The 26,392-nt window shown below is 70.9% G+C and carries 20 protein-coding genes and 2 pseudogenes; 10 read left to right on the top strand and 12 right to left on the bottom strand.

What is annotated here, in order from left to right; translation table 11 throughout:
• Positions 1-3 precede the first annotated feature (3 nt).
• Positions 4-1,596 carry an AMP-binding protein gene (locus AB0M56_RS25660; protein WP_364180130.1) on the bottom strand — a complete coding sequence of 531 codons (1,593 nt, stop codon included), beginning with the start codon at positions 1,594-1,596 and terminating at the stop codon, positions 4-6.
• A gap of 126 nt (positions 1,597-1,722) precedes the next feature.
• A complete protein-coding gene (locus tag AB0M56_RS25665) occupies positions 1,723-2,079 on the bottom strand; it encodes a hypothetical protein (RefSeq protein WP_364180209.1) in 357 nt (118 codons plus the stop codon).
• Positions 2,080-2,169: 90 nt separating this feature from the next.
• Here AB0M56_RS25665 and AB0M56_RS25670 point away from each other — a divergent pair, with 90 nt between their 5' ends.
• On the top strand, positions 2,170-2,955 hold the full coding sequence (locus AB0M56_RS25670) for a glycerophosphodiester phosphodiesterase (RefSeq protein ID WP_364180128.1): 786 nt from the start codon (positions 2,170-2,172) through the stop codon (positions 2,953-2,955).
• A gap of 9 nt (positions 2,956-2,964) precedes the next feature.
• Here AB0M56_RS25670 and AB0M56_RS25675 read toward each other — a convergent pair whose 3' ends face one another.
• The gene (locus AB0M56_RS25675; RefSeq protein WP_364180126.1) at positions 2,965-3,666 is read right to left on the bottom strand and encodes a transglycosylase family protein; all 702 of its coding nucleotides are present in this window, start codon (positions 3,664-3,666) and stop codon (positions 2,965-2,967) included.
• A 247-nt stretch (positions 3,667-3,913) separates the two neighbouring features.
• Here AB0M56_RS25675 and AB0M56_RS25680 point away from each other — a divergent pair, with 247 nt between their 5' ends.
• The 3 genes from AB0M56_RS25680 (at position 3,914) to AB0M56_RS25690 (ending at position 6,669) form a co-directional block, all read left to right on the top strand.
• Complete coding sequence (locus AB0M56_RS25680; RefSeq protein WP_364180124.1) at positions 3,914-5,314, top strand: MFS transporter; 1,401 nt, start codon at positions 3,914-3,916, stop codon at positions 5,312-5,314.
• A gap of 34 nt (positions 5,315-5,348) precedes the next feature.
• On the top strand, positions 5,349-6,095 hold the full coding sequence (locus AB0M56_RS25685) for a thymidine kinase (RefSeq protein WP_364180122.1): 747 nt from the start codon (positions 5,349-5,351) through the stop codon (positions 6,093-6,095).
• A gap of 226 nt (positions 6,096-6,321) precedes the next feature.
• Positions 6,322-6,669 (top strand): RNA polymerase-binding protein RbpA, encoded by a 348-nt coding sequence (locus AB0M56_RS25690; protein ID WP_091613651.1) that lies wholly within the window; start codon positions 6,322-6,324, stop codon positions 6,667-6,669.
• Positions 6,670-6,758: 89 nt separating this feature from the next.
• Here AB0M56_RS25690 and AB0M56_RS25695 read toward each other — a convergent pair whose 3' ends face one another.
• The 4 genes from AB0M56_RS25695 to AB0M56_RS25710 all read right to left on the bottom strand — a co-directional run bounded on the left by AB0M56_RS25695 (position 6,759) and on the right by AB0M56_RS25710 (position 11,092).
• The gene (locus tag AB0M56_RS25695; RefSeq protein ID WP_364180120.1) at positions 6,759-6,974 is read right to left on the bottom strand and encodes a hypothetical protein; all 216 of its coding nucleotides are present in this window, start codon (positions 6,972-6,974) and stop codon (positions 6,759-6,761) included.
• A 74-nt stretch (positions 6,975-7,048) separates the two neighbouring features.
• On the bottom strand, positions 7,049-7,816 hold the full coding sequence (locus AB0M56_RS25700) for a polyprenol monophosphomannose synthase (protein ID WP_364180118.1): 768 nt from the start codon (positions 7,814-7,816) through the stop codon (positions 7,049-7,051).
• Positions 7,817-7,839: 23 nt separating this feature from the next.
• Positions 7,840-9,465, bottom strand: coding sequence for an apolipoprotein N-acyltransferase (gene lnt / locus AB0M56_RS25705; RefSeq protein WP_364180116.1), 1,626 nt, complete (start codon positions 9,463-9,465; stop codon positions 7,840-7,842).
• A gap of 10 nt (positions 9,466-9,475) precedes the next feature.
• Entirely contained in the window at positions 9,476-11,092 is a 1,617-nt protein-coding gene (locus AB0M56_RS25710) for an amidohydrolase (protein ID WP_364180114.1), read from the bottom strand.
• Between the two features lie 214 nt (positions 11,093-11,306).
• Here AB0M56_RS25710 and AB0M56_RS25715 point away from each other — a divergent pair, with 214 nt between their 5' ends.
• Together AB0M56_RS25715 and AB0M56_RS25720 are read left to right on the top strand one after the other, a co-directional pair.
• Positions 11,307-12,725: an FAD-binding oxidoreductase gene (locus tag AB0M56_RS25715; protein WP_364180113.1), complete on the top strand. Its 1,419-nt coding sequence runs from the start codon at positions 11,307-11,309 to the stop codon at positions 12,723-12,725.
• 135 nt (positions 12,726-12,860) lie between these two features.
• A complete protein-coding gene (locus AB0M56_RS25720) occupies positions 12,861-14,249 on the top strand; it encodes a lysine 2,3-aminomutase (RefSeq protein WP_364180111.1) in 1,389 nt (462 codons plus the stop codon).
• A gap of 383 nt (positions 14,250-14,632) precedes the next feature.
• Here AB0M56_RS25720 and AB0M56_RS25725 read toward each other — a convergent pair whose 3' ends face one another.
• Positions 14,633-15,163 (bottom strand): hypothetical protein, encoded by a 531-nt coding sequence (locus tag AB0M56_RS25725; RefSeq protein WP_364180109.1) that lies wholly within the window; start codon positions 15,161-15,163, stop codon positions 14,633-14,635.
• A gap of 119 nt (positions 15,164-15,282) precedes the next feature.
• Here AB0M56_RS25725 and helR point away from each other — a divergent pair.
• Positions 15,283-17,486: pseudogene (helR, locus tag AB0M56_RS25730) on the top strand (RNA polymerase recycling motor ATPase HelR).
• A 123-nt stretch (positions 17,487-17,609) separates the two neighbouring features.
• Here the strand turns inward: helR and AB0M56_RS25735 are convergent.
• From AB0M56_RS25735 to AB0M56_RS25750, 4 genes are all read right to left on the bottom strand, one after another.
• Positions 17,610-18,923, bottom strand: a complete 1,314-nt coding sequence (locus AB0M56_RS25735; protein ID WP_364180107.1) for a DUF4041 domain-containing protein — start codon at positions 18,921-18,923, stop codon at positions 17,610-17,612.
• An 84-nt stretch (positions 18,924-19,007) separates the two neighbouring features.
• Entirely contained in the window at positions 19,008-20,045 is a 1,038-nt protein-coding gene (locus AB0M56_RS25740) for a serine hydrolase domain-containing protein (RefSeq protein WP_364180219.1), read from the bottom strand.
• Positions 20,046-20,350: 305 nt separating this feature from the next.
• Complete coding sequence (locus AB0M56_RS25745; RefSeq protein WP_364180105.1) at positions 20,351-20,971, bottom strand: hypothetical protein; 621 nt, start codon at positions 20,969-20,971, stop codon at positions 20,351-20,353.
• A 107-nt stretch (positions 20,972-21,078) separates the two neighbouring features.
• On the bottom strand, positions 21,079-22,308 hold the full coding sequence (locus AB0M56_RS25750) for a S8 family serine peptidase (protein ID WP_364180103.1): 1,230 nt from the start codon (positions 22,306-22,308) through the stop codon (positions 21,079-21,081).
• A gap of 290 nt (positions 22,309-22,598) precedes the next feature.
• On the opposite strand from AB0M56_RS25750, the pseudogene AB0M56_RS25755 reads away from it, so the two are divergent.
• The 3 genes and pseudogenes from AB0M56_RS25755 (at position 22,599) to AB0M56_RS25765 (ending at position 26,345) form a co-directional block, all read left to right on the top strand.
• Positions 22,599-24,637 (top strand): annotated as a pseudogene (locus AB0M56_RS25755) (hypothetical protein).
• 140 nt (positions 24,638-24,777) lie between these two features.
• Complete coding sequence (locus AB0M56_RS25760) at positions 24,778-25,125, top strand: YciI family protein (protein ID WP_364180101.1); 348 nt, start codon at positions 24,778-24,780, stop codon at positions 25,123-25,125.
• Positions 25,122-26,345 carry a sigma-70 family RNA polymerase sigma factor gene (locus AB0M56_RS25765; protein ID WP_364180206.1) on the top strand — a complete coding sequence of 408 codons (1,224 nt, stop codon included), beginning with the start codon at positions 25,122-25,124 and terminating at the stop codon, positions 26,343-26,345. Before AB0M56_RS25760 ends, AB0M56_RS25765 begins: the two co-directional genes overlap by 4 nt.
• The last annotated feature ends 47 nt before the right edge of the window (positions 26,346-26,392 follow it).

Below are 26,392 nucleotides of genomic sequence, written 5' to 3' on the forward strand. Positions count from 1 at the left end.
GGATCAGTGGGTGGCCATGTACTGATCGCGGAGCAGGTGTTTGCGGATCTTGCCGGAGCCCGTGAGCGGAAACTCGGTGACGAACTGCCACACCTTGGGTGTCTTGTGCGGTGCGAGGTGTTTGCGGACGTGGGCGAACAGTTCTTCCTCGCCGGCGTCCGCGCCGGGCCGCAGGAGCACGAAGGCGCCGACTTGTTCGCCCCACTCCGGGTCGGGAATGCCGACCACGGCGACGTCGGCGACGGCGGGGTGGTCGAGCAGGACGTGTTCGATCTCGCGGGGGTAGATGTTCTCTCCCCCGCGGATGATCATCTCTTTCACGCGGCCTTCGATGGTGACGTAGCCGCGGTCGTCCATACGGGCGAGGTCGCCGGTGTGGAGCCAGCCTTCGGGGTCGATGGCGGCGGCGGTCTGCTCGGGCATGGCGTGGTAGCCGGTCATCACGTGGTAGCCGCGGGTGCAGAGCTCGCCGGTCTCCCCCGTGGCGGCGGTTTCGCCGGTGAGGGGGTCGACGATCTTCACGGCGCAGGCGGGCAGGGCGCGGCCGAGGGTTTCGGCGCGGTCGTCGGCGCTGTCGTCGGGGGTGGTCATGGTGATGCCGGGTGAGGCTTCGGTCTGGGCGTAGATGATGGACATCGGGACGCCGAGGGTGGCCTCGATGCGGCGGACGAGGGCGGGTGGCACGGTGGCGCCGCCGCTGAGGGCGTAGCGGACGGAGCTGAGGTCGGTTTTGGGGAAGTCGGGGTGGCCGAGCAGGGCGAGCAGCATGGTGGGCACGCCGCCGAAGACCACTCCCCTCTCCTGTTCGAGGAGGGCGAGCTGCAGCGCCGGGTCGAACCAGGGCATCAGGACCTGGGTGCCGAGGGTGGCGATCGGGGCGAGGGTGGCGAGCACGCAGCCGGCGGTGTGGAACAGGGGCATGGGGTTGACGAAGTTCTCGCCGGGTCGCATGTCCAGCGTGCGGGCGTAGGAGAGCAGGGCGTTGTTGGTGATGCCCCGGTGGTGGAGCACGGCGCCTTTGGGGGTGCCGGTGGTGCCGGAGGTGTACTGGATCTGGGCGGGGTCGCCGGGTTCGACGGTGGGCAGGGCCTGGGTGGGCAGCCCGGAGGCGCGGAAGGCGCGCCAGTCTTCGAACCGGATGGTTTCGCGCAGGTCGGGCAGGTCGTGGCGGACGTGGTCGAGGATGGCGGCCATGGGGGTGCCGCGGTATTCGCCGACGAGGAACACGCCGGAGGCGCCGGACTGGCCGAGGACGTGGCGGAGTTCGGCTTCGCGCAGGGCGGGGTTGACGGTGACGAGCGTCAGGCCGGCGAGGGCGGTGGCCATCTCGAGTAGGACCCATTCGGGGATGTTGTTGGCCCAGGCGGCCACGCGTTCGCCGGGTTCGAAGCGGCCGAGCAGGGCGCGGGCGGCGTCTTCGGCTTCGCCGAGGAGCTCGCCGTAGGTCCAGCGGCGGCGCGCCGTGGGGTCGGGCAGGCCTTCGACGAGGGCGGGTGCGTCCGGGGCTCGGTCGGCGGCTTCGCGGAGCAGGTCGCCGACGGTGAGCTCGCGGACGGCGTCGAGTTCGGTGGCGGGTGTGAACGCGGCCTTCGTCATGGGCGTCTCCCTCGCTCGGCCGGCGCGCGGCTTCGCTGCCGGCAGTCCCCCGGGGACATTCCGGACTCTAGTCTGCCGCGCGAGCCGGTGGAGCCGCTTGAAATCCCGGCGGATCCGCTTGAATTCTCAGCGGAGCTGCTCGAGGTCTTTCGCGGCGTGCACGATTTCTTCGGCGAGGCGGCGGAGCTCGTCGGCGTCGGCGCCGTCATGGGTGGCGGTGGCGATGTCCTCGGCGGCGCAGCGCAGCTGGAAGAGGCGGTCCTGCAGGGCGGCGATCTCGGTGTCGGAGAGCACGACGGCGTCTTCGGGCAGGCCGCTGCGTTGCAGGGCGGTGCGGCGTTCGTAGGCGCGCTGGCGGCAGGACTGCCCGCAGTACCGGCGGCGGCGGCCGACGTTGCCGCCTTCGGGCAGGCGGCGGCCGCACCAGCCGCAGTGCTTGGGTGCGTTGCTGCGGCGCGGTACGACCAATTCGTCGCCGGTCATCGGGTGCTCGGCCAGTTCCCTCACCCGCCAGACCCTAGCTGGCCATCGTGTTCTCATGCCGAGGCCATGCCGGTGGCGCACACTGTGGGGATGCGCCCACCGTTTCCGTATCTGGCCGATCCGCTCCCCCGTGCGTTCGCCCACCGCGGGTGGCACCTCGACGAGCTGGAGGGGATGGAGAACTCGCTGCCGGCGTTCAAGCGCGCGGTCGAGGAGGGTTACCGGTACGTCGAGACGGATGTGCACGCGACGTCGGACGGTGTGGTGGTGGTGCATCACGACGACACGCTGGACCGCACGACCGACGGTGGCGGGTCGATCGCGACGCAGACGTGGGAGCAGGTGAAGGGCGTCAAGGTCGGTGGGCGGGCGACGTTGTCGCGGTTGGAGGACGTGCTGGAGGAGCTGCCGCAGGCGCGGTTCAACGTGGACGTGAAGGCGAACAGCGCGGTGGAGCCGTTCGTGCGGGTGCTGGAGCGCACGGGTGCGATCGACCGGGTGGCGGCGGCGTCCTTTTCGGACTCGCGGCTGGCGCGGCTGCGGCGGCTGGCGGGGCCGAAGCTGTGCACGGCGATGGGGCCGCGGTCGGTGCTGATGGTGTGGGCCAACGGGTGGGTGCCGCCGTTGCCGCTGGGCCGGTTTGCTGGCGGGTGTCTGGCGCAGGTGCCGGTGAAGCAGGGGCCGCTGACGGTGGTGGACCGTTCGTTCGTGAAGGTGGCGGAGCGGGCGGGGTTCGAGGTCCACACGTGGACGATCGACGATCCGGCGCAGATGCGGGAGCTGCTGGACCTGGGTGTGCACGGGATCGTGACGGACCGGCCGGACCTGCTGCGCGACGTGCTGGTCGAGCGGGGTGTGTGGCAGCAGGCCGGTTGAGCCGGGTTTCTACCGGGGGCGTTTGCCCTGCCAGGCGGCTTTCCACGTGAGCGGGCCGAGGCGGCCGGAGTCTTTGATGCCGTTGGCGCGCTGCAGGTCGAGAACGGCGGTTTTGGTCTTGTCGTAGTAGCAGCCGGTGCCGCTGAAGCCGTAGCCGAAGGCGTTCATGCGCAGCTGGAACGTTTTGAGCGCGGGTGCGCAGTCGCCGTAGGCGTAGACGAGGCCGGGCCAGGCGGGCATTCCGCCGGGCGGCGCGGGCGGTGCGGGCTGGGGCTTCGGGGCCGGCGGGGCGGGCAGGCCGATGCCGCCCATGTAGGCGGATTCGTCGTACGACGGGATGCGTTTGCTGCGCGCGTCGGCGTCGCCGACGAGTTTGAGCATCCCGCCGCACTGCCAGGGCTGCCAGCCGCGCATGCGGTAGAGGTAGAGCGCGCGGTAGTCCTGTTCGCGGGGGCTGGCCTGGTCGGGCCGACCCTGGCCGCCGACGCTGCGCCAGGTGGGCAGGTCGAACTGGTAGGCGCCGTAGTAGCCGTTGCCGGTGTTGATCGTGTAGCGGCCGCTGGACTCGCACATGCGCAGCTTGGCCCAGGCGCTCGAAGCGGGGTCCGCGGACGCGGCGCCGGCGACGGCGAGCTGCAGCCCCAGGACGGCGGCCGCGAGGAGCAGGATCCTCACGGCACCGCGGTGAGCAGTGCGAACGCGGTCGGTCATGGTTTGCACAGTAAGCACGTGACCCATTGACCACAAGAGTCACAACACGCACACCAGTCTCACACAAAACGGTAAAGAATCACGTGAGCGACACGCTTGCCACGCTATTTCGGGAGCCGTTCGACGCAGTGCGGATGATCGGCAAGCGACGAACCGGACACGGTTTACCCGTTCGGCGGTTTCGCCGGCGGCCGCCCCAGTAGTCTGCCGCCTGACCTGGAGATTCGCGACCGCTGAGGAGCCGTGGATGACGCTGGCCGAGACCCGTGACAAGAAGCGGGAACGGTGGGGCTGGTACTTCTACGACTGGGCCAATTCGCCGTTCTATTCGTCGGTTACGACCGTGTTCGGCGCGCTCTACATGAGCACTGTCGCGGCGGCGGACGCGAAGCAGAACATCACCCTTAACGGGGACAAGGCGTGCCTCGACGCGTCCGGTGTGGACGACAAGCTCCACAACTGCGACGTGTCGTTGTTCGGGCTGCATTTCCCTGCCGGTTCGACGTGGGGTTACCTGCTGTCGGTGGCGACCGTGGTGCAGGTGCTGGTCCTGCCGATCGCGGGCGCGGTGGCCGACCGCAGCCGGAACAAGCGGCGGATCCTGGGCTGGTTCGCGTGGCTCGGCGCGGTGGCGTCGGCGCTGATGTTCTTCATGGCCGGCTCCGACTGGCAGCTGGGTGCGGCGCTGTTCATCGTCGCGAACATCGGCTACGGCGGTTCGCTGGTCGTCTACTACTCGTTCCTGGTCGACATCGCCGAGCCCGACGAGCGTGACGACGTGTCCGCGAAGGGCTGGGCGTTCGGGTACCTGGGCGGTGGGCTCGCGCTCGCGTTGCAGCTGGCGTTCTACCTCAGCCGCGACGCGCTGGGTGTGGACACGGGCACGGCGGTGCGGATCTGCTTCCTGACCTCCGGCCTGTGGTGGGCGGTGTTCACCATCCCGGTGCTGCGCGCGCTCCCCCGCGTCCACACACCGGTGGCGGTCGAGCGTGGCGTGTCGGTGCTGCGGGCCGGGTTCCGGGAGCTGCGGCGGACGGCGGTGGAGGCGAAGGCGTTCCCGCTGACGCTGGCGTTCCTGGGCAGCTACCTGCTCTTCGCCGACGGAATCTCCACGGTGGTGGCGGTGTCGGCGCAGTACGGGAAGGACGAGCTGCGCTTCTCCGACGAGGTGCTGATCATCACGGTGCTGGTGATCCAGTTCCTCGCCTACGTGGGCGGGGTGCTGCACGGGCTGGTCGCGCGCCGGCTGGGCGCGAAGCGGACGATCCTGGGCAGCCTGGTGCTGTGGGTGGTGGTGCTGGTGGGTGCGTACTTCATCCAGCCGGAGCAGCCGCTGCAGTTCTACGCGGTGGCGGTGGGGATCGGGCTGGTGCTGGGCGGCACGAACGCGTTGTCGCGATCGCTGTTCAGCCAGATGATCCCGGCCGGCAAGGACGCGCAGTACTACTCGCTCTACGTGGTGGGTGAGAAGGGCACGTCGTGGCTGGGTCCGCTGGTGTTCGCCGGCGTCGGGCAGGCGACGGGGTCGTTCCGGCTGGCGATCGTCGCGCTGGTGGTCTTCTTCGTCCTCGGGTTTGTGTTCGTGGCGCTGGTGCCGGTGCGGCGCGCGATCGTGGCGGCCGGGAACCGTCCGCCCGCCGTGCTGTGAGCGAGCGGGCCGGGGCCGGATAGGGTCGATCGTCGTGACTGCCCTCGAAGAAGCCGTGCCCGACGATCCCACCGACGCGCTGTCCCCGGTCCCCGCCGCGCGCGCCCGGGGCGGCCGCCTGAAGTTCTGCTATGGCCCGATGGACTGCGGGAAGTCGACGCTGGCCCTGCAGATCGACCACAACCACGCTCGGCAGGGCCGGCGTGGGCTGGTGCTGGTGCGCCACGACCGGTCCGGGGCGCCGCAGATCAGCAGCCGGATCGGGATCACGCGCCTCGCCACGGAGGTCGCGGCGGGCACGGACGTGCGGGACCTGGTGCGCGAGCGCTGGGCCGACGGGCAGCACGTGGACTACATCATCGTCGACGAGGCGCAGTTCCTCTCCTCCGCGCAGGTCGACCAGCTGGCGGAGCTGGCCGACGAGGCCGGCATCGACGTGTACTGCTTCGGCATCGCCACCGACTTCCGCAGCCGCCTGTTCCCCGGTGCGGGCCGGCTGTTCGAACTGGCCGACGAGCTGCAGCCGGTGCAGGTCGAGGTGCTGTGCTGGTGCGGGCTCCCGGGCCGGTTCAACGCGCGCGTACGGAACGACGAAATACTCCGCGAGGGTGACACCGTTGTAGTAGCAGATACCGAACAGCCTGTAGTTGAATCTTCAGCTTCGGCACGTTCCGATGCTGAATTCACTACGGTCCGTTATCAGGTATTGTGCCGCCGACACTTCCGGTTGGGTGACTTGGGTCCCGTGACGGCCCACCACGGTCAGTTACGGTTGTCGTGAACGGAGCACCAGTAGCCCAACTGGGGGATATCCGCACTTGGAAGGCGGTGTCTGCGTCACGCCGGAGCGCGAAACCTGTCCCAGTAGAGGAAGCTGATGCCGAAGGGTGACACAGCTCATCGTGAGCAACGACATGGTTACCGGGGAATCCCCCGAACGCCTCGTTCGTTGCATAGGGTGAGCAACACCCTGGCTCCACCCGGAGCTGACTGAAAGGACCCCCATCATGGCCGACCGTGTTCTCCGTGGAAGCCGGCTGGGAGCGGTCAGCTACGAGACCGACCGCAATCACGACCTCGCCCCGCGCCGCACCGTGCGCTACGCGTGCCCCAAGAACCACGAGTTCGAGGTGCCGTTCTCCGACGACGCCGAGATCCCGACCGTCTGGGAATGCCGCCTGCACGGCAGCGAGAGCGAGATCGTCGACGGCGGGCAGCCCGAGCAGAAGAAGACCAAGCCCCCCAGGACCCACTGGGACATGCTTCTGGAGCGCCGCTCCATTCCCGAGCTCGAGGACCTGCTGAACGAACGTCTCGCCGAGCTCAAGGGACGCCGGACCAGCCGGTCCGCGTGAGTCTCGGCCAGTAGCTGGCTCCCACCCATCCCCCGATCGATCGGCCCCCGTGACCTCCTCCACGGGGGCCTTTCGTATGTCCGGGGCGACTACGGCGGATTGATCCCCTGGATCACCTGCCAGCCGGCCCGTGTGGCTGGCCGGAGAAGGTGGGTTCCCGGGCCTCGGAGGGTGACGAGCGCGGTGTGGCCGGGATCGAGAGCGTCGACTGGACGGCCGTAGCGGACCATCCGCATCAGCTCCAGGTCGATGGCGGTCGCCTCGGTCTCGGCCCCGATCGTGACCTGATCGATCTGCAGGTCCAACACCGGTTCCGTCGGAAATGCGAGAGTCCGCCACCCCGGATCAGGACGGCGGACTCTTACGGGAACTCAGTACGTCAGTGCCGGCCGAGCAGGCGCTTGACCTGCTCCAGGCGCCGCTTCACGCCCCACTCCGCGACGCGGAAGAAGGCCTCGCGCATGATGTCGCCGCTCATCTTCGATTGGCCGATCTCGCGGTCGGTGAAGGTGATGGGGACCTCGACGATGTCGAAGCCCGCGTCGGCGGTGCGGCGGGTGAGGTCGATCTGGAAGCAGTAGCCGTGGGAGGCGATCTCGTCGAGCTCGAGCTTCTCCAGCACCGGCCGGCGGTAGGCGCGGAAGCCGGCCGTCATGTCGGAGACCTTGAGGCCCAGGGCGATGCGGGAGTAGATGTTCGCGCCGCGGGAGAGCAGTTGCCGGCTCAGCGGCCAGTTGACTGTGCTGCCGCCGGGCACGTAGCGCGAGCCGATGGACAGGTCGGTGTCCGCGACCGCGTCCAGGATCCGCGGCAGGTCCTCCGGGGCGTGCGAGCCGTCGGCGTCCATCTCGACGAAGGTGGCGTAGCCCTGCGCCAGGCCCCAGCGGAACCCGGCGATGTAGGCCTTGCCCAGCCCCGCCTTCTCCGTGCGGTGGAGCACGTGGACGCGCTCGTCGGCGGCGGCCCGCTCGTCGGCGAGCTCACCGGTGCCGTCCGGGCTGCCGTCGTCGACGACGAGCACGTGGACGTCCGGGAGTGCCTTGTGGAGCCGGTCCAGAACCGGGCCCAGGTTCTCCCGTTCGTTGTAGGTCGGGATCACCACCAGCACCGGCTCGATACCTTCGGCCCCCCGCGGCGCCTGCGCCATCCGTCTCCTCCGAATCCGGCGGTTCAGCCCGCCGCGTCCCCTGCTGTCGTGCCGGCGCTCGCGCGCCGGGTGCGAAAACGGAGTACGAACCCGCCGGCGACACCGGCGATCGCCAGTGCCAGCAGTCCGTACTCCGTCCACGCACCGAGTCGATCCGACAGCGTAGTCTGCGTCCGCAGCGGCATGCGGCCGACCAGGGCGTCTGCCGTGAAAAGGCCGGTTGAGCTGGTGATCGTCCCGTCGGGGGCCACCAGGGCGCTCACCCCGGACGTCGCCGAGACCACCACGGCGCGCCCGTGTTCGACCGCGCGCAGCCGCGACATCGCCAGCTGCTGGTAGCTCATCTCCCCCGGCCCGTACCACGCGTTGTTGGTCGGTACGACGAGCAGCTCGCCACCGTCGTCGGTCGCTTCGCGCGCGGGGTAGTCGAACGCGGTCTCGTAGCAGATGAACACGCCGACCTTGGTGCCCGCGACCGACAGGGCCGCGTTGCTGCCGTCGCCCGTGCGCATGTCGGCGGTGTCGTCGACGAACGGGGTCACCAGGCGCGCGATGTCGCGGGCGGGCACGTACTCGCCGAAGGGCACCAGCTGCTGCTTGGCGTAGCGCTGGCCCTGCCCCGTCTTCGGGTCCCACACGATCGCGGAGTTCTGGGCGGTCCCGTCGGGCAGGCGGTAGAGCGCGCCGATGATGGCGGGCACGCCGTAGGAGTTCACCATCTGGTCCACCGCCGGGTCGTCGCCGTCGACCGCGGTGGCGGTCTCGGGCCACACGAGCAGATCGGGCTTGGGCACCTTGCCCGCCTGGATCTGCGCGAGCAGCTTCGCGCTCTCCTCGAGGTGGTTCTGGCGCAGCACGTCACGCTGACCTTCGAGCGCGATGCCGATGTCGGGCGCGTTGCCCTGCACGGCGGCGACGGTGAGCGAGCCGTCCTGCGCGTCGGTGCCGACCGTCGGCCACACGGCCAGCCCGGCGACGACCGGCAGGAACGTGAGCACCAGCGGCGCGATGAGCCGGCGGTCGCGCAGCTTGCGCTGTTCCCACCCTCGCGCGGCCAGCGCGGCGAGGCCGAAGCCGCTGAGCACCACGGCGAGTCCGACGAGCGGCGCGCCGCCGACGGACGCCAGCGACAGGTACGCGCCTTCGGGCTGGCTGAACGCGACGCGGCCCCAGGGGAAGCCGCCGAGCGGGAACCACGCCCTCGGCGTCTCCAGTGCGACGAACACCAGCGCCCCCCACAGCGGCGCCAGCGGCAGCCGGGACACGACCCGGATCAAGACCCCGGCGAGTCCGAAGTAGAGCGACAGCGCGCACGACAGCCCCAGCCACGGCCACGGCCCGAACTCCCGGCCGAGGAAGTCCTGCAGCCACACCAGCAACGCCAGGAAGAACACGACGCCGTAGACGAAGCCGTAGCCGAACGCGCCGCGCAGCGACCGTCCACGAAGGACGAGCGCGAAGCCGGCGAACGCGATCGGCGCGAGCCACCACAGCGGTCTCGGCGCGAAGCTGAGGTAGTACAGGTAGCCCGTGGCGCCGGCGGCGACGAGCCGCAGCAGCCACGCGCGCGAGAACCGCGGTCGTTTCCGCCGCTTGGAGGTCGTTTCGTGCGGAGCGCCCGGTCCGGGGTCCGCGACAGTCACTGCCACGCCCCGAACTCTAGGAGGCCGAGGTGAACTGGTCGTAGATGACCGTGCCTGCGCGCACCGTCCGCAGGCACTTCGGCAGCGGCGCGCCCGGGTCGAGGCGCGGCAGCGGCGGCACACCGGAGCGCGGATCGGTGGACCAGCGCTGCACGCGGGTGTCGGCCGTGGCGACGACGAGGTCGGTCGCGTCCCAGATCGCGTAGTGCGCCGGTGCGCCAGGCACGAGACTGCCGGTCACGCCGTCGTTGACGCCGGCGGCGCGGTGGCCCGCGCGAGTGTGAGCGGTGAAGGCGGCGCGCGCGGAGAGCCGGGCGGCCGGGGTGTGGTGGTGCACGGCCGCGCGGACGGCGGCCCACGGGTCGAGCGCAGTCACCGGGGAGTCGGAGCCGAAAGCGAGCACCACACCCTCGGCGGCGAGCGTGGCGAACGGGTTGAGCCCGGCGGCGCGGTCGGCGCCGAGGCGCTCGGCATACATGCCGGCGTCGCCGCCCCACGCGTCGTCGAACAGCGGCTGCGCCGAGGCGACGACACCCCAGCCGGCGAGGGCGCGGGCCTGGTCGGCGGTGACCATCTCCAGGTGCTCGAGCCGGTGGTGGCGGGCGGCGAGCGCGCGCTGGCCCACCTCCTTCTCGGCCAGCCGGAAGCCTTCGACGACCTCCACGACGGCCGCGTCGCCGATCACGTGGAAACCGGCCTGCAGTCCGGCCTCGGTGCACGCGGCGAGGTGCTCGCCGATACCTGCGGCGTCGGTGTAGAGGGCACCGGACGTGCCCGGCTCATCGGCGTACGGGCTGCTCAGCGCGGCGGTGCGGGAGCCGAGCGCGCCGTCGACGAACAGGTCGCCCGCCACGCCGTGCGCACCGAGGGCACGAGCCGTGTCGAGGCCGCCGAGCTCGCCCCAGTAGCCGACGACCTCGGGCAGGCCGGGTTCGGCGGCGAGGGTGAGCAGGCCGGTGAAGTCGTCCAGGCCGGCGATGTCCGGGCCGCCGCACTCGTGCACGCCGACGATGCCGCGCGCGGCGGCTTCGGCGAGGAACTCGCGCTGCGCCGCGGTGCGCTGCTGCGGCGTGATCGCGGCGCGCGCGGCCGCGCGGACCTTGTGGTGGGCGTCGCGGGTGAGCGGCCCGTCGGCGGAGAAGCCTTCGCCGACGCGGGCCTCGTGCGCGAGGTCGATCAGCGCGGTGGACACCAGCGCGGAGTGCACATCGACGCGGCTGAGGTAGACGGGCGTGGCGCCGGCGGCGGCGTCGAGCTCGGCGCGGCTGGGCAGGCGCGGGTCGGTCCAGGCCGACTCGTCCCAGCCGTGCGCGAGCAGCACCTGGCCCGGCGCGGCCGCGACGGCGGTGCGGACGGCGGCCAGCAGCTCGTCGGCGCCGCGCACGCGCGTGAGGTCGAGGCCGGTCAGGTGCAGGCCGGTGGCGGTGGCGTGCACGTGGGCGTCGACGAACGCGGGTGCGACGAACGCGCCGTCGAGGTCGACCACCGTCGCGTCCGGGTGCAGCGCGCGGGCAGGGGCGTCCTGGCCGACCCAGACCACGGTGCCGCCGGACACGGCCAGCGCCGTCGCGTCAGGGGAAGACGGGGTGTAGATCCTGCCGCCGAGCAGGAGCGTCGTGCTGTCGTTCGTCACGGTGTCGAGTCTCCCCCGCGTTGCGTGCGCCGACCGCCCGGGGTCGGTTTTCCTCACTCCGTGTGAACACGGGTTCGCTCCTGTGAGCCAGGTCACCTGAACGGGTTGGGCCGGTCGGCACGTGCTTGGTCCGTGAGGGAGCGCCGCCGCCAGGTGGCCGCCGAAGGGGACGCGCGGTGCGGGTGACCGGCCGGGCGGGAGACAGGGGACTTCGATGCACCAGATCGTCGCGAGCCCGGTGACCGGGCTCATCCAGGCCGAAGACATCACCGACCTCGTCGCTGTGACCGAAGGCGAGGTGCTGCTGCCGGGCGAGCCCGGATACGCCGCCGAATGCGCCGCCTTCAACTTCAACAACCCGCTCGAACCCGCGCTCGTCGTCGCTGCGGCCTCGGCCGCCGACGTGCAGAACGCCGTCCGGTTCGCGCGGCGCCGATCACTGCCCGTAACGATCAAGGCCACGGCTCACCAGGTCGTGGCCCAGGCGCGGGACGCGGTGCTGATCACCACGAGCCGCATGACCGGCGTGACCGTGGACCCGCGGCAGCGCACCGCGCGGGTCGAGGCCGGCGCCCGCTGGCAGCAGGTCCTCGACGCGGCGGCCGAGCACGGGCTGGCACCGCTTGCCGGGTCCGCTCCGGGCGTCGGCGTCGTCGGCTACACGCTGGGCGGCGGCCTCAGCCCCGTGATCGGACGGACCCGCGGCTACGCCGCCGACCACGTGCGGCTCATCGAGGTCGTGACCGCCGACGGCGCGCACCGGACCGTGACGGCCGAGACCGAGCGCGACCTGTTCTGGGCACTGCGCGGCGGGAAGGGCAACTTCGGCGTGGTCACCGCGCTCGAGTTCGACCTCTTCCCCGTCACCCGCTTCTACGGTGGCGGCCTCTATTACGCGGGCGAGGACCTGGCCGCGGTGCTGCACGCGTGGCGCCAGTGGGTGCCGCTGCTGCCGGAGGAAGCCACGACCTCGGTGATGGTGCAGCGGCTGCCGCCGGCGCCCGAGCTGCCCGACGTGCTGCGCGGCGCGTTCGTGGTGCACCTGCGCTTCGCCCACCTCGGCTCGCCCGAGGCCGCCGAACGGCTCCTCGCGCCGCTGCGCGACGTCGCCCCGGTGCTGCTGGACCTGGTGGAAGACAAGCCGTTCAGCTCGATCGGCGAGATCCACCTCGACCCGGCCGACCCGCTCCCGTACTACGACCGCACCGCCAGCCTGCGCGAGGTCACCGTCGAGACGATCGACGCGCTCGTCGAGCTCACCGGGCCGGACTCGGGCTGCCCGCTGCTGGGTGTGGAGCTGCGCGCCCTCGGCGGCGCGCTGGACCGCGAGCCCGCGGCGCCCAACGCGGTGCCCGTGCGCGGCGTGCCGTTCCTGGTGTTCGCGCTCGGCGTCGGCGGCACCGAACGTGCTGAGGAGCTGCGCGCGGCCCTCGACGAAGTTGTCGGCGCGCTGGAGCCGTGGACGATCGAGCGGCAGTCGCCGAACTTCCTCTCGGCCGACGAGGGCTCGTCGGCGGCCGCGGTGCGCGCGATCTACGGCCCGGAGCGCTACGACCGGCTCGCCGCGGTGAAGCAGGTCTACGACCCGGGCAACCTCTTCCGCGTGAACCACAACATCCGTCCGGCCGCCTGAGCACGCGTGCCGCAGCGGTCTCGACCGCTGCGGCACGCACAGTCACCGTGCAAGAAGATTTACGCCGTGAGAACGTTATGGCAGGATAATTTAACGCGTTCCGGACGACTTGAAGCACGAATGACTGGAGTACAGATGACTGCGATCCAGGAACCTGTGCCGCCTCCCGCCGCCCACGACCAGCCGTACGAGTACGCGCGCACCGCGCTGGTGGAACCGGACTGGCGCCGCTTCCCCGGCTGGCACCACGTGACCGACGCCGAGTGGCGCGACGCGCAGTGGCAGCGGGTGCACTGCGTCCGCAACGTCAAGCAGCTGCGCGCGCTGATGGGTGATCTGCTGGAGGAGCGGTTCTACGAGGACCTGCTCGCGGACCAGCGTGAAATGGCCACGATGTCGATGCTGCTGCCCCCGCAGATGCTCAACACGATGGCTCCCTCCGCCGGCAGCGACCCGGCGAAGGTCACCGAGGCGTTCTACGCCGACCCGATCCGCCGCTACATGCTGCCCGTGCGCACCGACCGCGACCTCGCGTGGCCCAACCACCCGCACTCGGAGCGCGACTCGCTGCACGAGGCCGAGATGTGGGTCGTCGAGGGTCTCACGCACCGGTACCCGACCAAGGTGCTCGCGGAGATGATCTCGACGTGCCCCCAGTACTGCGGGCACTGCACGCGCATGGACCTGGTCGGGAACTCGACGGAGCAGGTCGAGAAGCACAAGCTCACGCTCAAGCCGGTCGACCGCCAGGACGCGATGATCGACTACCTCAAGCGCACCCCGGGCGTGCGCGACGTCGTGGTGTCCGGCGGCGATGTCGCCAACGTGCCGTGGCCGCAGCTCGAGTCGTTCCTCATGCGCCTGATGGACATCGAGACCGTCCGCGACATCCGCCTCGCCACCAAGGCGCTGGCCGCGCTGCCGCAACACTGGCTGCAGCCGAAGGTGATCGAGGGCCTCGAGCGCGTCGCCGTCACCGCCCAGCGGCGCGGGGTGAACCTCGCCATCCACACGCACGTCAACCACGCGCAGTCCGTCACGCCCCTGGTCGCCGAAGCCGCGCGCACCGCGCTCGAGGTGGGCGTGCGCGACGTGCGCAACCAGGGCGTGCTGATGCGCGGCGTCAACGCCACCCCCGCCGCACTGCTGGACCTGTGCTTCGCGTTGCAGGGCGAGGCGAACATCCTGCCGTACTACTTCTACATGTGCGACATGATCCCCAACGCCGAACACTGGCGCGTCGCCGTGTGGGAAGCCCAGGACCTGCAGCACGCCATCATGGGCTACCTCCCGGGCTACGCCACCCCCCGCATCGTCTGCGACGTCCCCTACGTCGGCAAACGCTGGGTCCACCAGCTCGCCGACTACGACCGCGACCGCGGCGTCTCCTACTGGACGAAGAACTACCGCACCGGCATCGAGCACGCGGACCCGGAGGCCTTGCGGCGGCGGTACCCGTACTACGACCCGATTTCAACGCTGTCGGAGAGCGGGCGGAAGTGGTGGGCCGAGCAGAACGGCTGAGGCGCTCGACGCGGTGGTGGGCGTCGCGACGGGTTCCGCGCGACACCCACCACCGTCCGGCCGCTACCGGAACTCAGCTGCCCGCGGCCACGGCGACCACGCCGACGTCGACCTGCACCGTGCCGCCGTCGGTGACCGTGAGCGGCTCGGTGCGAGCGGTCCGGTAGTACTGGTTCTCGCCGTTCGGCGTGAAGTCCGAGTCGACGCGGTCGTCCCCGGCGTCCGGCGTGGTGAAGCGCCACCGGCTGGTCTGGACCTCGACCTCCGCGTAGTACTCCTTCGCCGGGACCTGCTCGGAGTACTTCCCGTCGAACAGGCTCAGCCCGTAGGGCTCCGCACCGGCGGCGAGGTCGCCGACGAACGCACACGTGGTGGTGCGCCCCTCACCAGCAGTCCCACTGGTTCGTGGTCATGCTGCCGGTCTCCTGCAGCTCGGGTGGCAACGTCACGCTGAACCGCACCCCGGACGCTACCGCGGTCCCGGCGTTGCGCACCTGCACGTACACCGAGGTCCAGCCGCCGTCGGGGAGGATGTGGCGCGCCGCGCTCACGTCGACCACTACGTCGGCCTGCCCCTCGCCCGTCCCCCGTTCACCGACCACGCTGGCGGGCACGGACGCGGATCGAGCCACGTTGCCGCGGACCGGGTGGACGTCGTGGCCGTAGGAGGTGGGGCGGACGGGCAGGGGGGTGTCCACGATCTTCCGGAGCTTCGGCGCCGCCGAGGTGCCGCCGACGTCGAGGCCGACGAGGTCGCCGTTGCCGGCGGCCCAGAGCAGGCGCGTGGTGGGGTCGTAGTAGACGCCGTGGACGCCGGGCAGGGCGTGAACACGAAGAGGAAGATCCGGCTCACCTGTTCGAGGAAGTTCTCGAGGCCGGGAAAAGGCGGGAAGAAAGCACACACTCCCCCGCAACTATCAACGTATAACGCACCCCGGGGCTTGTGGCAAGACCCGGGTGATGCCGCACAATCACCACCCTGAAGCCGCGACCTGCGAAAACGAGGTGGCGGCGAGAGCGGTGAAGGGGACCTGTGTCAGCTGAGGGGTACGAACAGGAATTGCGGTCCGAGCGCGCCTACGTCGCCGGGCTTTACACGCGCCTCGACGGGGAGCGAGCGCGGGTGAAGGGCGAGTACGAAGCGGCGCTGGGGGAAAACGGCGGAACGCCCATGGAGCGCGACGTGCGCGTGCGTGCGCTGAGCAGGGAGGTGCGGCGGCTGGACGTGGTGGACAACGGCCTGTGTTTCGGCCGGCTGGACACGCTCGACGACGACGTGTCCTACATCGGCCGCATCGGGTTGTTCGACGAGGAGGACGAGTACCGGCCCGTGCTGCTGGACTGGCGGGCGCCGGCGGCGCGCCCGTTCTACACCGCGACCGGGGCGAACCCGGAGAACGTGCGCCGGCGCCGCCAGTTCCACACGCGCGGGCGGCGGGTCCCCGAGTTCACCGACGAGGTGCTCGGCCGGCCCACCGCCGGCGAGCACGGTGACGCCGACGCGGCGCTGCTGGCGGCCGTCAACGCGCCGCGCGGTGAGGGCATGCGCGACATCGTGGCGACGATCCAGGCCGAGCAGGACGAGATCATCCGTCTCGACCACCCGGGCGTGCTGGTGATCGAAGGCGGCCCGGGCACCGGGAAGACGGTGGTGGCGCTGCACCGCGTCGCCTATCTGCTCTACACGCAGCGGGAGCGGATGGAACGTCATGGCGCGCTCGTCGTCGGGCCGAACCCGGCGTTTCTGCACCACATCGGGCGCGTGCTGCCGTCACTGGGCGAGACCGACGTGGTGTTCACGACCACCGGCGGCTTCGTGCCCGGCCTGCACGTGACCGCCGAGGACGGGCCGGAGGCGGCGCGGCTGAAGGGCGAGCTGAAGATCCTCGACGTGCTCGCGGCCGCGATCGCCGACCGGCAGCGGACGCCGCAGGAGCCGGTGCCGGTCACGGTCGGCGACGTCACCGTGCGGATCGACGCCGAGACCGCGCAGTGGGCCATCGAGGAGGCGCGCGCGAGCGGGCTGCCGCACAACGAGGCGCGCGGCGTGTTCACCGAGATCGTCACCTACGTGCTCACCGAGCGCGCGATCACCCGCATCGGCCACGGCTGGCTGGGCCGCGACGACCGCGAGGCGCGCGATGACCTCAAGCGCACCCTCCTCAAAGACCTCGCCGGCAACCCCGGTTCGTCGCCGCCGTCGACGAGCTGTGGCCCATCCTCACCCCACAGGGCCTGCTCGCGTCACTGTACGAGTCACCGGAACGGCTGCGCGCGGCCGGCGCCGACGCGGGACTGCTGCGCGAAGACGGCGAAGCATGGACGGTGTCGGACGTGCCGCTGCTCGACGAACTCGTCGACCTGCTGGGCCGCGACAAGGCCGCCGACGCCCGGGCCGAGCAGGCGGCCGAGCGGGAGCGCAAGACCCAGGCCGCCTACGCCGCCGACGTGCTCGACTCGCTCATCGAACGCGAGGACCTCAACGACGACGTCGGCCTGCTCGCCAAGGACCTGCTCTACGCCGAGGACCTCGCCGACCGGTTCGTGGCGCGCGACACCCGCGACCTCGTCGAACGCGCCACCTCCGACCGCGACTGGACCTACCGGCACGTGGTGGTCGACGAGGCCCAGGAACTGTCCGAAATGGACTGGCGCGTGCTGATGCGCCGCTGCCCGGGCCGCTCCTTCACCGTCGTCGGCGACCTCGCGCAACGCCGGTCGGCAGCCGGGGCGACGTCGTGGGCCTTTATGCTGGACCGCTACGTGAGCGACCGGTGGGCCTACCGCTCCCTCACGGTCAACTACCGCACGCCGGCGGAGATCATGAGCGTCGCGGCCGCCGTGCTCGCCGGGTTCGCCCCGGGGATCCGCCCGCCGGAGTCGGTCCGCGCCAACGGGGTCCAGCCGTGGTCCCGGCACGTCACCGAGGCCGAACTGCCCGCCGCGGTGGAGGATTTCGTACGTGACGAAGCCGGACGCGAAGGCACCAGCGTCGTCATCGGGCCCGCGGACGTACCCGGCGCGGTGCCGGCCGCGGAGACCAAGGGGCTGGAGTTCGACGCCGTGCTCGTTGTGGACCCGGCTCGCATCCTCGAGGACGGCCCCCGTGGCGCTGCCGAGCTGTATGTGGCGCTCACGCGCGCGACGCAGCGCCTCGGCGTCTTACACCGCGGCCCGTTGCCGGCGGCGCTGACGGGGCTCACCGAAACGGCGACGCCTGCCACGGCCGGGCGTTGACGGTGGATGTTCGAAGAGTCTGACGCGGAAATGCGAGACCTCGGCGAAGCACTGCTGAGGGCTGGTGCACCACACCGTCACCGGTGCGGCCCACCAGCCCCCTCAGCGGTCGACGACCTCGCCTCATGCGGCGGGCGAGGCGATCTCACCCAGGCTCTGGCGGTATTCGAACGCCTCGGGTTCGTCCCGGTAGTCGAGCAGGTTCCCGGCGAGGTCGTGCAGGAGTGCCTTGACCTCCGCCGGGGTGCACCGGAAGTACTCCCGCCGCCGGTTGACCCGGTTGAGCCGCCGGGCCTCCAGCTTGGCGTGGAGCTGCTGCTCGATCCCCACTGCGTCGTGGGAGAAGAACAGCGCGTGCACGTCGAAGCGGAAGGGCACCGACGCGTCGCCGAGCTCGCGCACTCGGTCCATCGGCTCGAGCCGGCGGGTCATCCCGATCTTGACGACGTCAGGGCCGAACGAGCCGATGTTGCTGATCACGTAGACGTAGCCCGCGCGAATGTTGGCCTGCCGTTCCTCGATGCCACTCAGCGCGGCCTCGATTTCGGCAAGCTTGCGCTCGAGATCGGCCATCCCCTGCAGATCTCCCTTCGCCCGCAGGGCCGCGATGGCGTTGCGGTAGTGCCCCTGCTCCTTGAGCAGCCGTTCCTGCTCGCGACGGTATTCCTGCAACGCCTTCTGCTCTTCCCTCAGAGCCGCACGTCGCTCGCGTTCGTCTTCCTTCTCCTGCTGCTTCTTCGCCAAGTAATCGGCGGTGAGCTCGAGTTCCCCGATCTTCATCGCGTGGTAGGCGGGGTTGACCCGGATCGACGCCATCGCCCCGAGCTTCTCGATCGTCCGGACAGCGGTCTCCAGCCGCTTGACGGCGGACGCGAGATTGCCGGCTTTGAGCACGCGCACGCAGTTCTCGGCTTCCGCGTTGTACGCGCGGAGCATGAGCTTCGACAGATCTCCGACGAACTTGCGTCCCTGGGGCAGCGAGTTGTTGTAGTGGAAGCTGTTCGATGCTTCGACGGCGGACTTCGTCCGGGTCATGTCTTTCATGGCGGCCTTTAGCCGTTCGAGCTCGGCCTTGTAGGCCTCGGCGTCGGAGAGAACGTGCCGGTACTGGTAGACGCCCACCTCCTGCATCAGCCGGGCGTCGTCGGTCTCGACCACCTCGGCCCGAAGGGTCGTGAGCTGCGCTTGCAGCTGGGCGACCTCGGCGTTCATGGCCGAAGTCTGCTGCTGGTAGCGGGCTTGGTCCGCGTGAAGCCGCTGCGTCTGAGCGGCGATTTCCTGCTGGATGGCGACCGAACCGAGCGCACCCAGCCGCTGGAGCTCGCCACGCAAATACAGGTTCTCGCGTTGTGCCGCTTCGAGCTCTTCCTGCCGCTTCCGCCCACCGAACACCGACGCCTCCCCGGAGATCACCCTGCGCCAGGCGGAGTCGTCCATGGGCTCCGGTTCGTTACGGCTCCGGTCGAGCTTCAGCCGCTCGCGTGCCCCCCGTTTGCGCGCTGCGTGGCGCTCCGCCGGTCGTTATTCGGAGAGCAGCACCCCGACCGCGAGCTCGAAAACCTCCCGCAGTTGCCCGAACAGTGGCGACCCGCTCGTCGGGGTGATCTGCGCCGTGATGGACACCGCGACGCCGCCGCGGCCGTCGGGTGCGGCGGCGTTGAACTGGGTGTTGCCGGTGTTGCCGGTGTTGCCGGTGTGGCCGTAAACGTGGCCGTAGCGGGTGTCGTAGCGGAAGAGGGCCAGGCCGGCCGCGTTGGTGCCGGGGCCGGGGGGTTCGGAGCCGCCCGGCCGGAACCGGAGCTGGGCGTCGCGGGTCTGGCGGTCGATCAGGGCGCCGCCGACGTAGCCGCGGATGAAGCGCACCAGGTCGGCCGGTGTGGACACCACGCCGCCGGAGGCCCAGCTCCAGCCGGGGGCGACGGTGGTCGTCACGTCTTCGGGCGGGCCCGCGACGGTGGTGTCGTAGCCGTGCAGCGCCGGTTCCGGCAGGTCCGGACCACGCGGGAGGCTTGTGTCGCCCAGCCCCAGTGGCTGCAGCACGCGCTGGCGGAGCACGTCCTCGTACCGCCGGCCGGTGACCGACTCGCACATCAGCGCGACGAGGATGTTGTCGGAGTTCGAATAGGCGTAGCGGCTGCCGGGGCGGAACAGCAGATCGGGATCGGGGGCGTACGACAGCAATTCCCGCGGCGGCGGCGGATCGTGCAGGTTCGCGACCAGTGCGTCGCGGAAATCGTTGGTGCCGCTGAAATCGGGGATGCCGCTCGCGTGGCCGAGCAGCTGGCGCAACGTCACGGCCGACCACTCGCGGGGCATCCCGCGCACCGTCCGGCCCACCGTGGTGTCGAGCGACAGCCGGTCGTTGCTCACGAGGGAGAGCGCCGTCGCGCCGCTGAACGCCTTGGCCACGCTCGCCACCCGCACGCGGTCGCTCGCGCGCGGGGAGCGGCGGGCACCGAGCCGGGTAACTCCCGCCGTGTAGAGGGAAGTTCCCGACCCGCGGCCGATCGCGACGACGACCGCCGATGGGCCGTGCGGGCTCTCGTGCAGCCGCCGGATCGCCGCGCAGCGAGTCCTCCACGCGCGGGCGCCCGGTGGCCGTGGCCGGGGCGGCCGTCCACACGAGACCGCCCGCGGCGGCGAGGGTGGCTTGGGCGAGAATCGCGCGCCGGGACATCACCATCGCACCACGGTAACCGCGGGAAATGCGCAGCCCTAACGTTTCTTCGTCGCCCGGAAATCGTCACGACGGAGAATCGTTTCCTCTTCCCCCGGTGCGCATTCCGCGCGTCCGCGCCCCGGGCGGTGAATTACAGGCCGGGCCGGCGGTGCACTTCCCCGCGCACCGGCGGCCCGGACACCGCTCACGCCATCTCGGGCACGTTCAGGTGCGCGATGGCGAGGTCGAACTCGCGGACGTCGAGCCGTTCGGCGCCGGCTTCCCGCAGGGTGGCCGCGCGCAGCGAGTTGGCCTTCTCGGCGGTGCGGCCCAGCGCCTCGGCGCTGTCGTAGCCGATCGAGGCCACGCACCGGCCGCTCGCGCGATCGACCATCAGGCTCGCGTTGCAGAACCCGTCGAAGTCGGCGAGCCCCGGCAGCGTGGTCATCTTGAACACGTCGACGACCGCGTCCACCCGTTCGGGCGCCACCTTCAGCCACGTTCCCCGCACCGCCGCGCCGGCACCGGAATGGTGATCACGGTGCAGCAGCGCGATCTCCCACTCCTCCGCCTTCGGCGGTCCGCCGAACATCTCGGCGACCTGCTCCCGCAGCACGGTCATGGCCTGCGCGCTCTCGCGCATGGTCTCGGCCGAGCGCCACGCCGTGGTCACGATCGTGCGGCTGTCCTGCCGGCCGAGGAGCATCGACAGTCCCACGTTCCCCTCGGTGGCCAGCGCCGCGGGCATGACGGTGTCACGCACGTGCGCGACCGCGTCGTCCAGCGACGCCGGCTTCAGCTGGATCGTCGTGCTGCGAGCGAACACGATCCACCTCCCGCCGGTCGTGGCGGCGCCCCGGTGACGCCACCGGTCCCCTCACCCTCCCCCCGGGCGCGGCGGGTCACAACGCCCCGAATTTCACGGCGCGCGGGTCAGAACGCGGCGGTGCCGTTCGGCGTGCCGAGACCGGTCGGGCCGTCGTAGCCCGCTCCTGCGGTGCACAGGTACGAACCACCACAGGAGCCATTGCTGCCGGAGGTCACGTCGAACAGGCCATCCGGGTGTGCGTACGGCTGCGCGGCGGCCGTGACGGAATTCCCGGCCAGCGCGTACACCGACGCCACGACCGGAGACGACAGGCTCGTGCCACCGACCTGCACCCAGCCGTCGGCACCCTGCGCGAGCCCGAGGGTGAGCAGCAGGTCGCACAAGGCCCCGCCGCCGCAACTGTTGTACGTGTCGTACACGCCGAGCCCGGTCTTCGGGTCGGCCACCGCGGCGACGTCGGCGACAGTCCGCTTCGCGCACGCGGTGTCGTGCTGCCACGCGGGTTTGGGCTCGAGCGCGGAGCAGCCGCTGCCGCTGCCCGACCACGTCGTCTCGGCCCAGCCGCGCGAGGTGCCGGCGGCTTTCTTCAGTGTCGTGCCGCCGACCGCCGTCACGTAGGGCGACGACGCGGGCCAGCTCACGCCGTAGCCGGCATCGCCGGACGAGGCGGTGATGGCGATGCCGGGGTGGTCGAGGTGGGCGTCGGCGGCGGTGATCGTCGGGTCCTCGTCGCCGCCGTAGCTGTTGGAGATCGCCACGACGCCCGGGGTCGTGGCGGCCGTGTCGACTGCCGTCATCAGCGGGTCGGTGTCCGGGGAATCGGCTTCCACCAACAGGATGCGGCAGTCGGGGCAGGTCGCGGACACGGCGTCGAGGTCGAGGCTGATCTCCTCCGCCCAGCCGTAGTCCGGCGCCGGCAGCGGGCTCGCCGCGCCGTGCTGGTTGACCTTGCGGAAGCAGCCGTCGGCCGAGGTGCACGGCGCCAGCCCCCGCGCGGCGCGGTAGGTCGCGAGGTCGCTCTCGGCGGTCGGGGCGTCCATGGCGTCGACGATCGCCACGGTGCGGCCGTTCGCGTGCCGGCCGCCGAGGCCGTACGCGGCCTGGATCTCGGCCGGTCCGTAGCCGACCGGAGTCGCCGCGACCAATGGTCCCGGCCCGTCCGGCGACTTGATCGCCTTGCCCAGGCAGTGCAGGCGGGCCTGCGCGCACCCGAAGTCGACGAGATCGCCGCCCAGCAGCGGCGCGGCGTTCGCCGCGGTCGTGGTGGAAGCCGCCAGGGGAACGGCCAGTGTCACCGCCACGAGCACACGGGCCAGGTTCTTGAGTCGCGACACTGCGGCCTCCTTGATCACGCTGAGACAGCGAATGGTCGCATGTAACTCGTTCCGGGTCACCCGTCCGAATGAGGGAAAGTTCCACACCTCCGTTTCCGGCTGGCCCTCGTCCACGACATTGGTCCAGACACCTGTTACCAATGCGTGACGTCCAGGGCGCCGACCGGCGGCTACTTTGTTGTGAATTACAACAAATATGTGTCTGTGAATCACCGACGGAGGTGTCACGGCGTGAACCGGACCTTGGACCACAGGTTCCCATCCCGCAGCTCTCGATCCGACGGCGCGCGATGGCGGGCAGGGCGCTCGCGACGGCCGCACTCCTGCCGGGGGCCGGGCTGGTCGCCGCTCCCCCCGCCCTCGGCCGCCGGCGACTACACCCAGGCCGCCGCAGCGGCCGGTGCGCAGCAGGTACAGCTCACCTTCACCCCCGCCGCCCCGGCGCGCTACGTCGACGTGCACTACACGGGCGTGCCCGGCGTCGGGCAGCAGAACGTGCGCATGACCGAGGGTGCCGGCACCTGGCGCACAACCGTCGGTGGGCTTGGCAGCGGCAGCGTGCTCGACTACTGGTTCACCTACGAGAAGAACGGGCCGCAGTTCGACACCCCGCACTTCACGTTCACCCAGGGCGGCGGCACGCAGGCCGGCTGCCCGGCACAGCCCGATGTGCCGGACTTCGGTCCGAACGTGCGGATCTTCGACCCGAGCATGCCCACCGCCACGATCCAGGCGCAGCTCGACGCCGACTTCAACGCACAGAAGGACACGCAGACCGCGCAGTTCGCCGACCGGCGCGTGGCGCACCTGTTCAAGCCGGGCACCTACGCCGTGCACGACGACGTCGGCTTCTACACCTCCGTCGCGGGCCTCGGGCGCAACCCCGACGACGTGACGATCAACGGTGACATCACCGTCGACGCGTTCAACGCCTCGGACCAGGGCGTGGCGCTGCAGAACTTCTGGCGCTCGGCCGAGAACATGGCGGTGAACCCTTCCAGCGGCAACGACCGGTGGGCCGTGGCGCAGGCCGCGCCGTTCCGCCGGATGGACATCCGCGGCGGGCTGCAGCTCTACCCCGCCAGCTTCGGCTTCGCCAGCGGCGGCTACGTCGCCGACACCCGTGTGTCCGGGCAGACGGCCTCGATCTCGCAGCAGCAGTGGTACACGCGCGACTCGGCGTTCGGCAGCTGGGACGGCGGCGTGTGGAACATGGTCTTTTCCGGCACCACCGGTGCGCCGGCGAACACGTTCCCGAACCCGCCCGAGACCACGCTGGCCACCACGCCCGTCGCGCGACGTGCCCTATCTCTACCTCGACGGCGCCGACTACCGCGTGTTCCTGCCCGCCCTGCGCGCCAACGCGTCGGGCCCGAGCTGGGCCGGCGGATCCACCCCGGGGACGTCGCTGCCGATGAGCCAGTTCCGCGTGGTCAAGCCCGGTGACACCGCAGCGTCGATCAACAGCTCGCTGGCCGCAGGCTGCAACCTGTTCTTCACCCCCGGCGTGTACCACCTCGACCAGACGTTGAACGTCACGCGCGCCGACACCGTCGTGCTCGGCATTGGCTACCCGACCCTGGTGCCCGACAACGGCGTCGACGCCATGCACGTCGCGGACGTCGACGGCGTCCGGGTGAAGGGCCTGCTCTTCGACGCCGGCACCACGAACTCGCAGTCGCTGCTGACCGTCGGCACGGCCGGGTCGCACGTCGGCCACGCGGCGAACCCGACGACGCTGCAGGACGTGTTCTTCCGTGTCGGCGGTGAGCTCGCGGGCAAGGCCACCACGAGCCTGGTCGTGAACAGCGACGACACGATCATCGACCACACCTGGGCGTGGCGTGCCGACCACGGCAACCCCGGCACAGTCGGCTGGACCACCAACACCGCCGACACCGGGGTACTGGTCAACGGCGACGACGTACTCGCGACCGGCCTGTTCGTGGAGCACTACCAGAAGTACCAGGTGATCTGGAACGGCCAGCGCGGGCGGACGATCTTCTTCCAGAACGAGATGCCCTACGACGTGCCGGACCAGGCGTCGTGGAACGCGCCCTCGGGCGTGGCGGGGTACGCGGCCTACAAGGTCGGGGCGAACGTGACCTCCCACGAGGCGTGGGGCCTGGGCAGCTACTGCTTCTTCGACACCAACCCCGCCGTGTCGAGCTACCACGCGTTCGAAGTGCCGAACACGCCCGGCGTGCGGCTGCACAGCCTGCTCACGGTGTCGCTGAACACCCGCGGCAGCATCACGCACGTCGTCAACGACACCGGCGCGGCGACACCGTCTGGCACGGCACCGGTGAACGTGGTCAGCTACCCCTAGCGGCGCGCGACGGGTACGAGAGGGCTCTTCGCCGGCGTCGCTCCGGCGAAGAGCCCTCTCGTCTTTCGTGGAAATGCCGGCGGGTGTCGAAGTGCCCTCCGGCCGTTCGTGTAACGGGCGACGAGAGGAAGGATCGAGCCATGAAGCAGTACCTGCTCAGCGTCTACCAGCCCGACGGACCCACGCCGCCGGCCGAACAGCTCGACATGATCGTGGACCGGCTGGACGCGCTCAACGCCGAGATGAAGGACGCCGGCGCGTGGGTGTTTTCCGGTGGCCTGCACGCGCCCGGTTCGGCGACGGTCGTGCGCGCCGAGGGCGGTGATCTGCTCACGACCGACGGCCCGTTCACCGAGGGCAAGGAGCACCTGGGCGGGTTCACGATCGTGCGCGCGCCGGACCTCGACGCCGCGCTCGGCTGGGCCGGGCGGATCGCCGAGATCACCACGCTGCCGGTGGAGGTCCGGCCGTTCCAGGGCAAGGCCTGAGCGTGTCCACTGTGGACGCTCTGGATCGGGTGTTCCGCGCCGAGTACGGGCGGACCGTGGCGGTGCTGGTGAGGGTGTTCGGGGACGTCGACGTCGCCGAGGAAGCGGTGCAGGAGGCCTTCGCGATAGCGGCGAGCCGCTGGCCGGCCGAGGGACTGCCGCCGAGCCCCGCCGGCTGGCTCGTGACCACGGCTCGTCGCCGGGCTCTGGATCGTCTGCGCCGCGAGTCCTCGCGCTCCGACCGGCACGCGCAGGCCGCTCTTCTGCACGCCGGTACAGAACCGGTCGAGGAGGGCCCGGTGCGTGACGAACGGCTTCGCCTCATCTTCACCTGCTGCCACCCGGCGCTCGCCCCGCACGCCCGGGTCGCGCTCACCCTGCGGCTGCTGGGCGGCCTGACGACGGGCGAGATCGCCCACGCGTTCCTCGTGCCGGAGCCCACGATGGCGCAGCGCGTCTCCCGCGCCAAGGCCAAGATCCGCGACGCCGGCATCCCCTACTGCGTCCCCGCCGACGCCGACCTGCCCGGCCGTCTCGTCGCCGTGCTGGCCGTGGTGTACCTGATCTTCACCGAGGGCCACACGGCCACGTCCGGAGCCTCACTGGGCCGCCCCGACCTCGCGGCGGAGGCGATCCGGCTGGGGCGGGTGCTGGCTTCGCTGATGCCCGACGAGCCCGAGGTGCTGGGGTTGCTGGCGCTGATGCTGCTGGTCGAGTCACGCCGTCCTGCGCGCACAGGTCCCGGCGGTGCGGTGGTGCTGCTGTCCGACCAGGACCGCGGTCTCTGGGACGCTGCCCTGGTTTCCGAAGGGCAGGATCTCGTGCGCCGCTGCCTGCGCCGCGACCGGCCCGGGCCGTATCAGTTGCAGGCCGCGATCAACGCCGTCCACGCCGACGCTGCCACCGCCGGGCAGACCGACTGGCGCCAGATCGTGCAGCTGTACGACCACCTGTTGCTTCTCACGCCGACACCGGTGGTCGCGCTGCACCGCGCGGTGGCCGTTGCGGAGGTCGACGGGCCGGGGGCGGCGCTGGCGCTGGTGGACTCCTTGGATCTGGACGGTTACCACCTGCTGCACGCCGTGCGGGCCGACCTGCTGGCGCGCGCCGGCCGACGCGGCGAGGCGGCGGCCGCGTACGACCGGGCGGTGGAGCTCGCGGAGAACGCCGCCGAACGGGCCCTGCTGGAACGCAAGCGAGCCGCTCTCTCCGATACCTAGGCGGACCGCGGCCGATCGCCGGCGAGTACGAGGCGAAGAACTGGCTT

The sequence above is a fragment of the Amycolatopsis sp. NPDC051372 genome, from assembly GCF_040682095.1.
In the GTDB taxonomy this organism is placed as follows: domain Bacteria; phylum Actinomycetota; class Actinomycetes; order Mycobacteriales; family Pseudonocardiaceae; genus Amycolatopsis.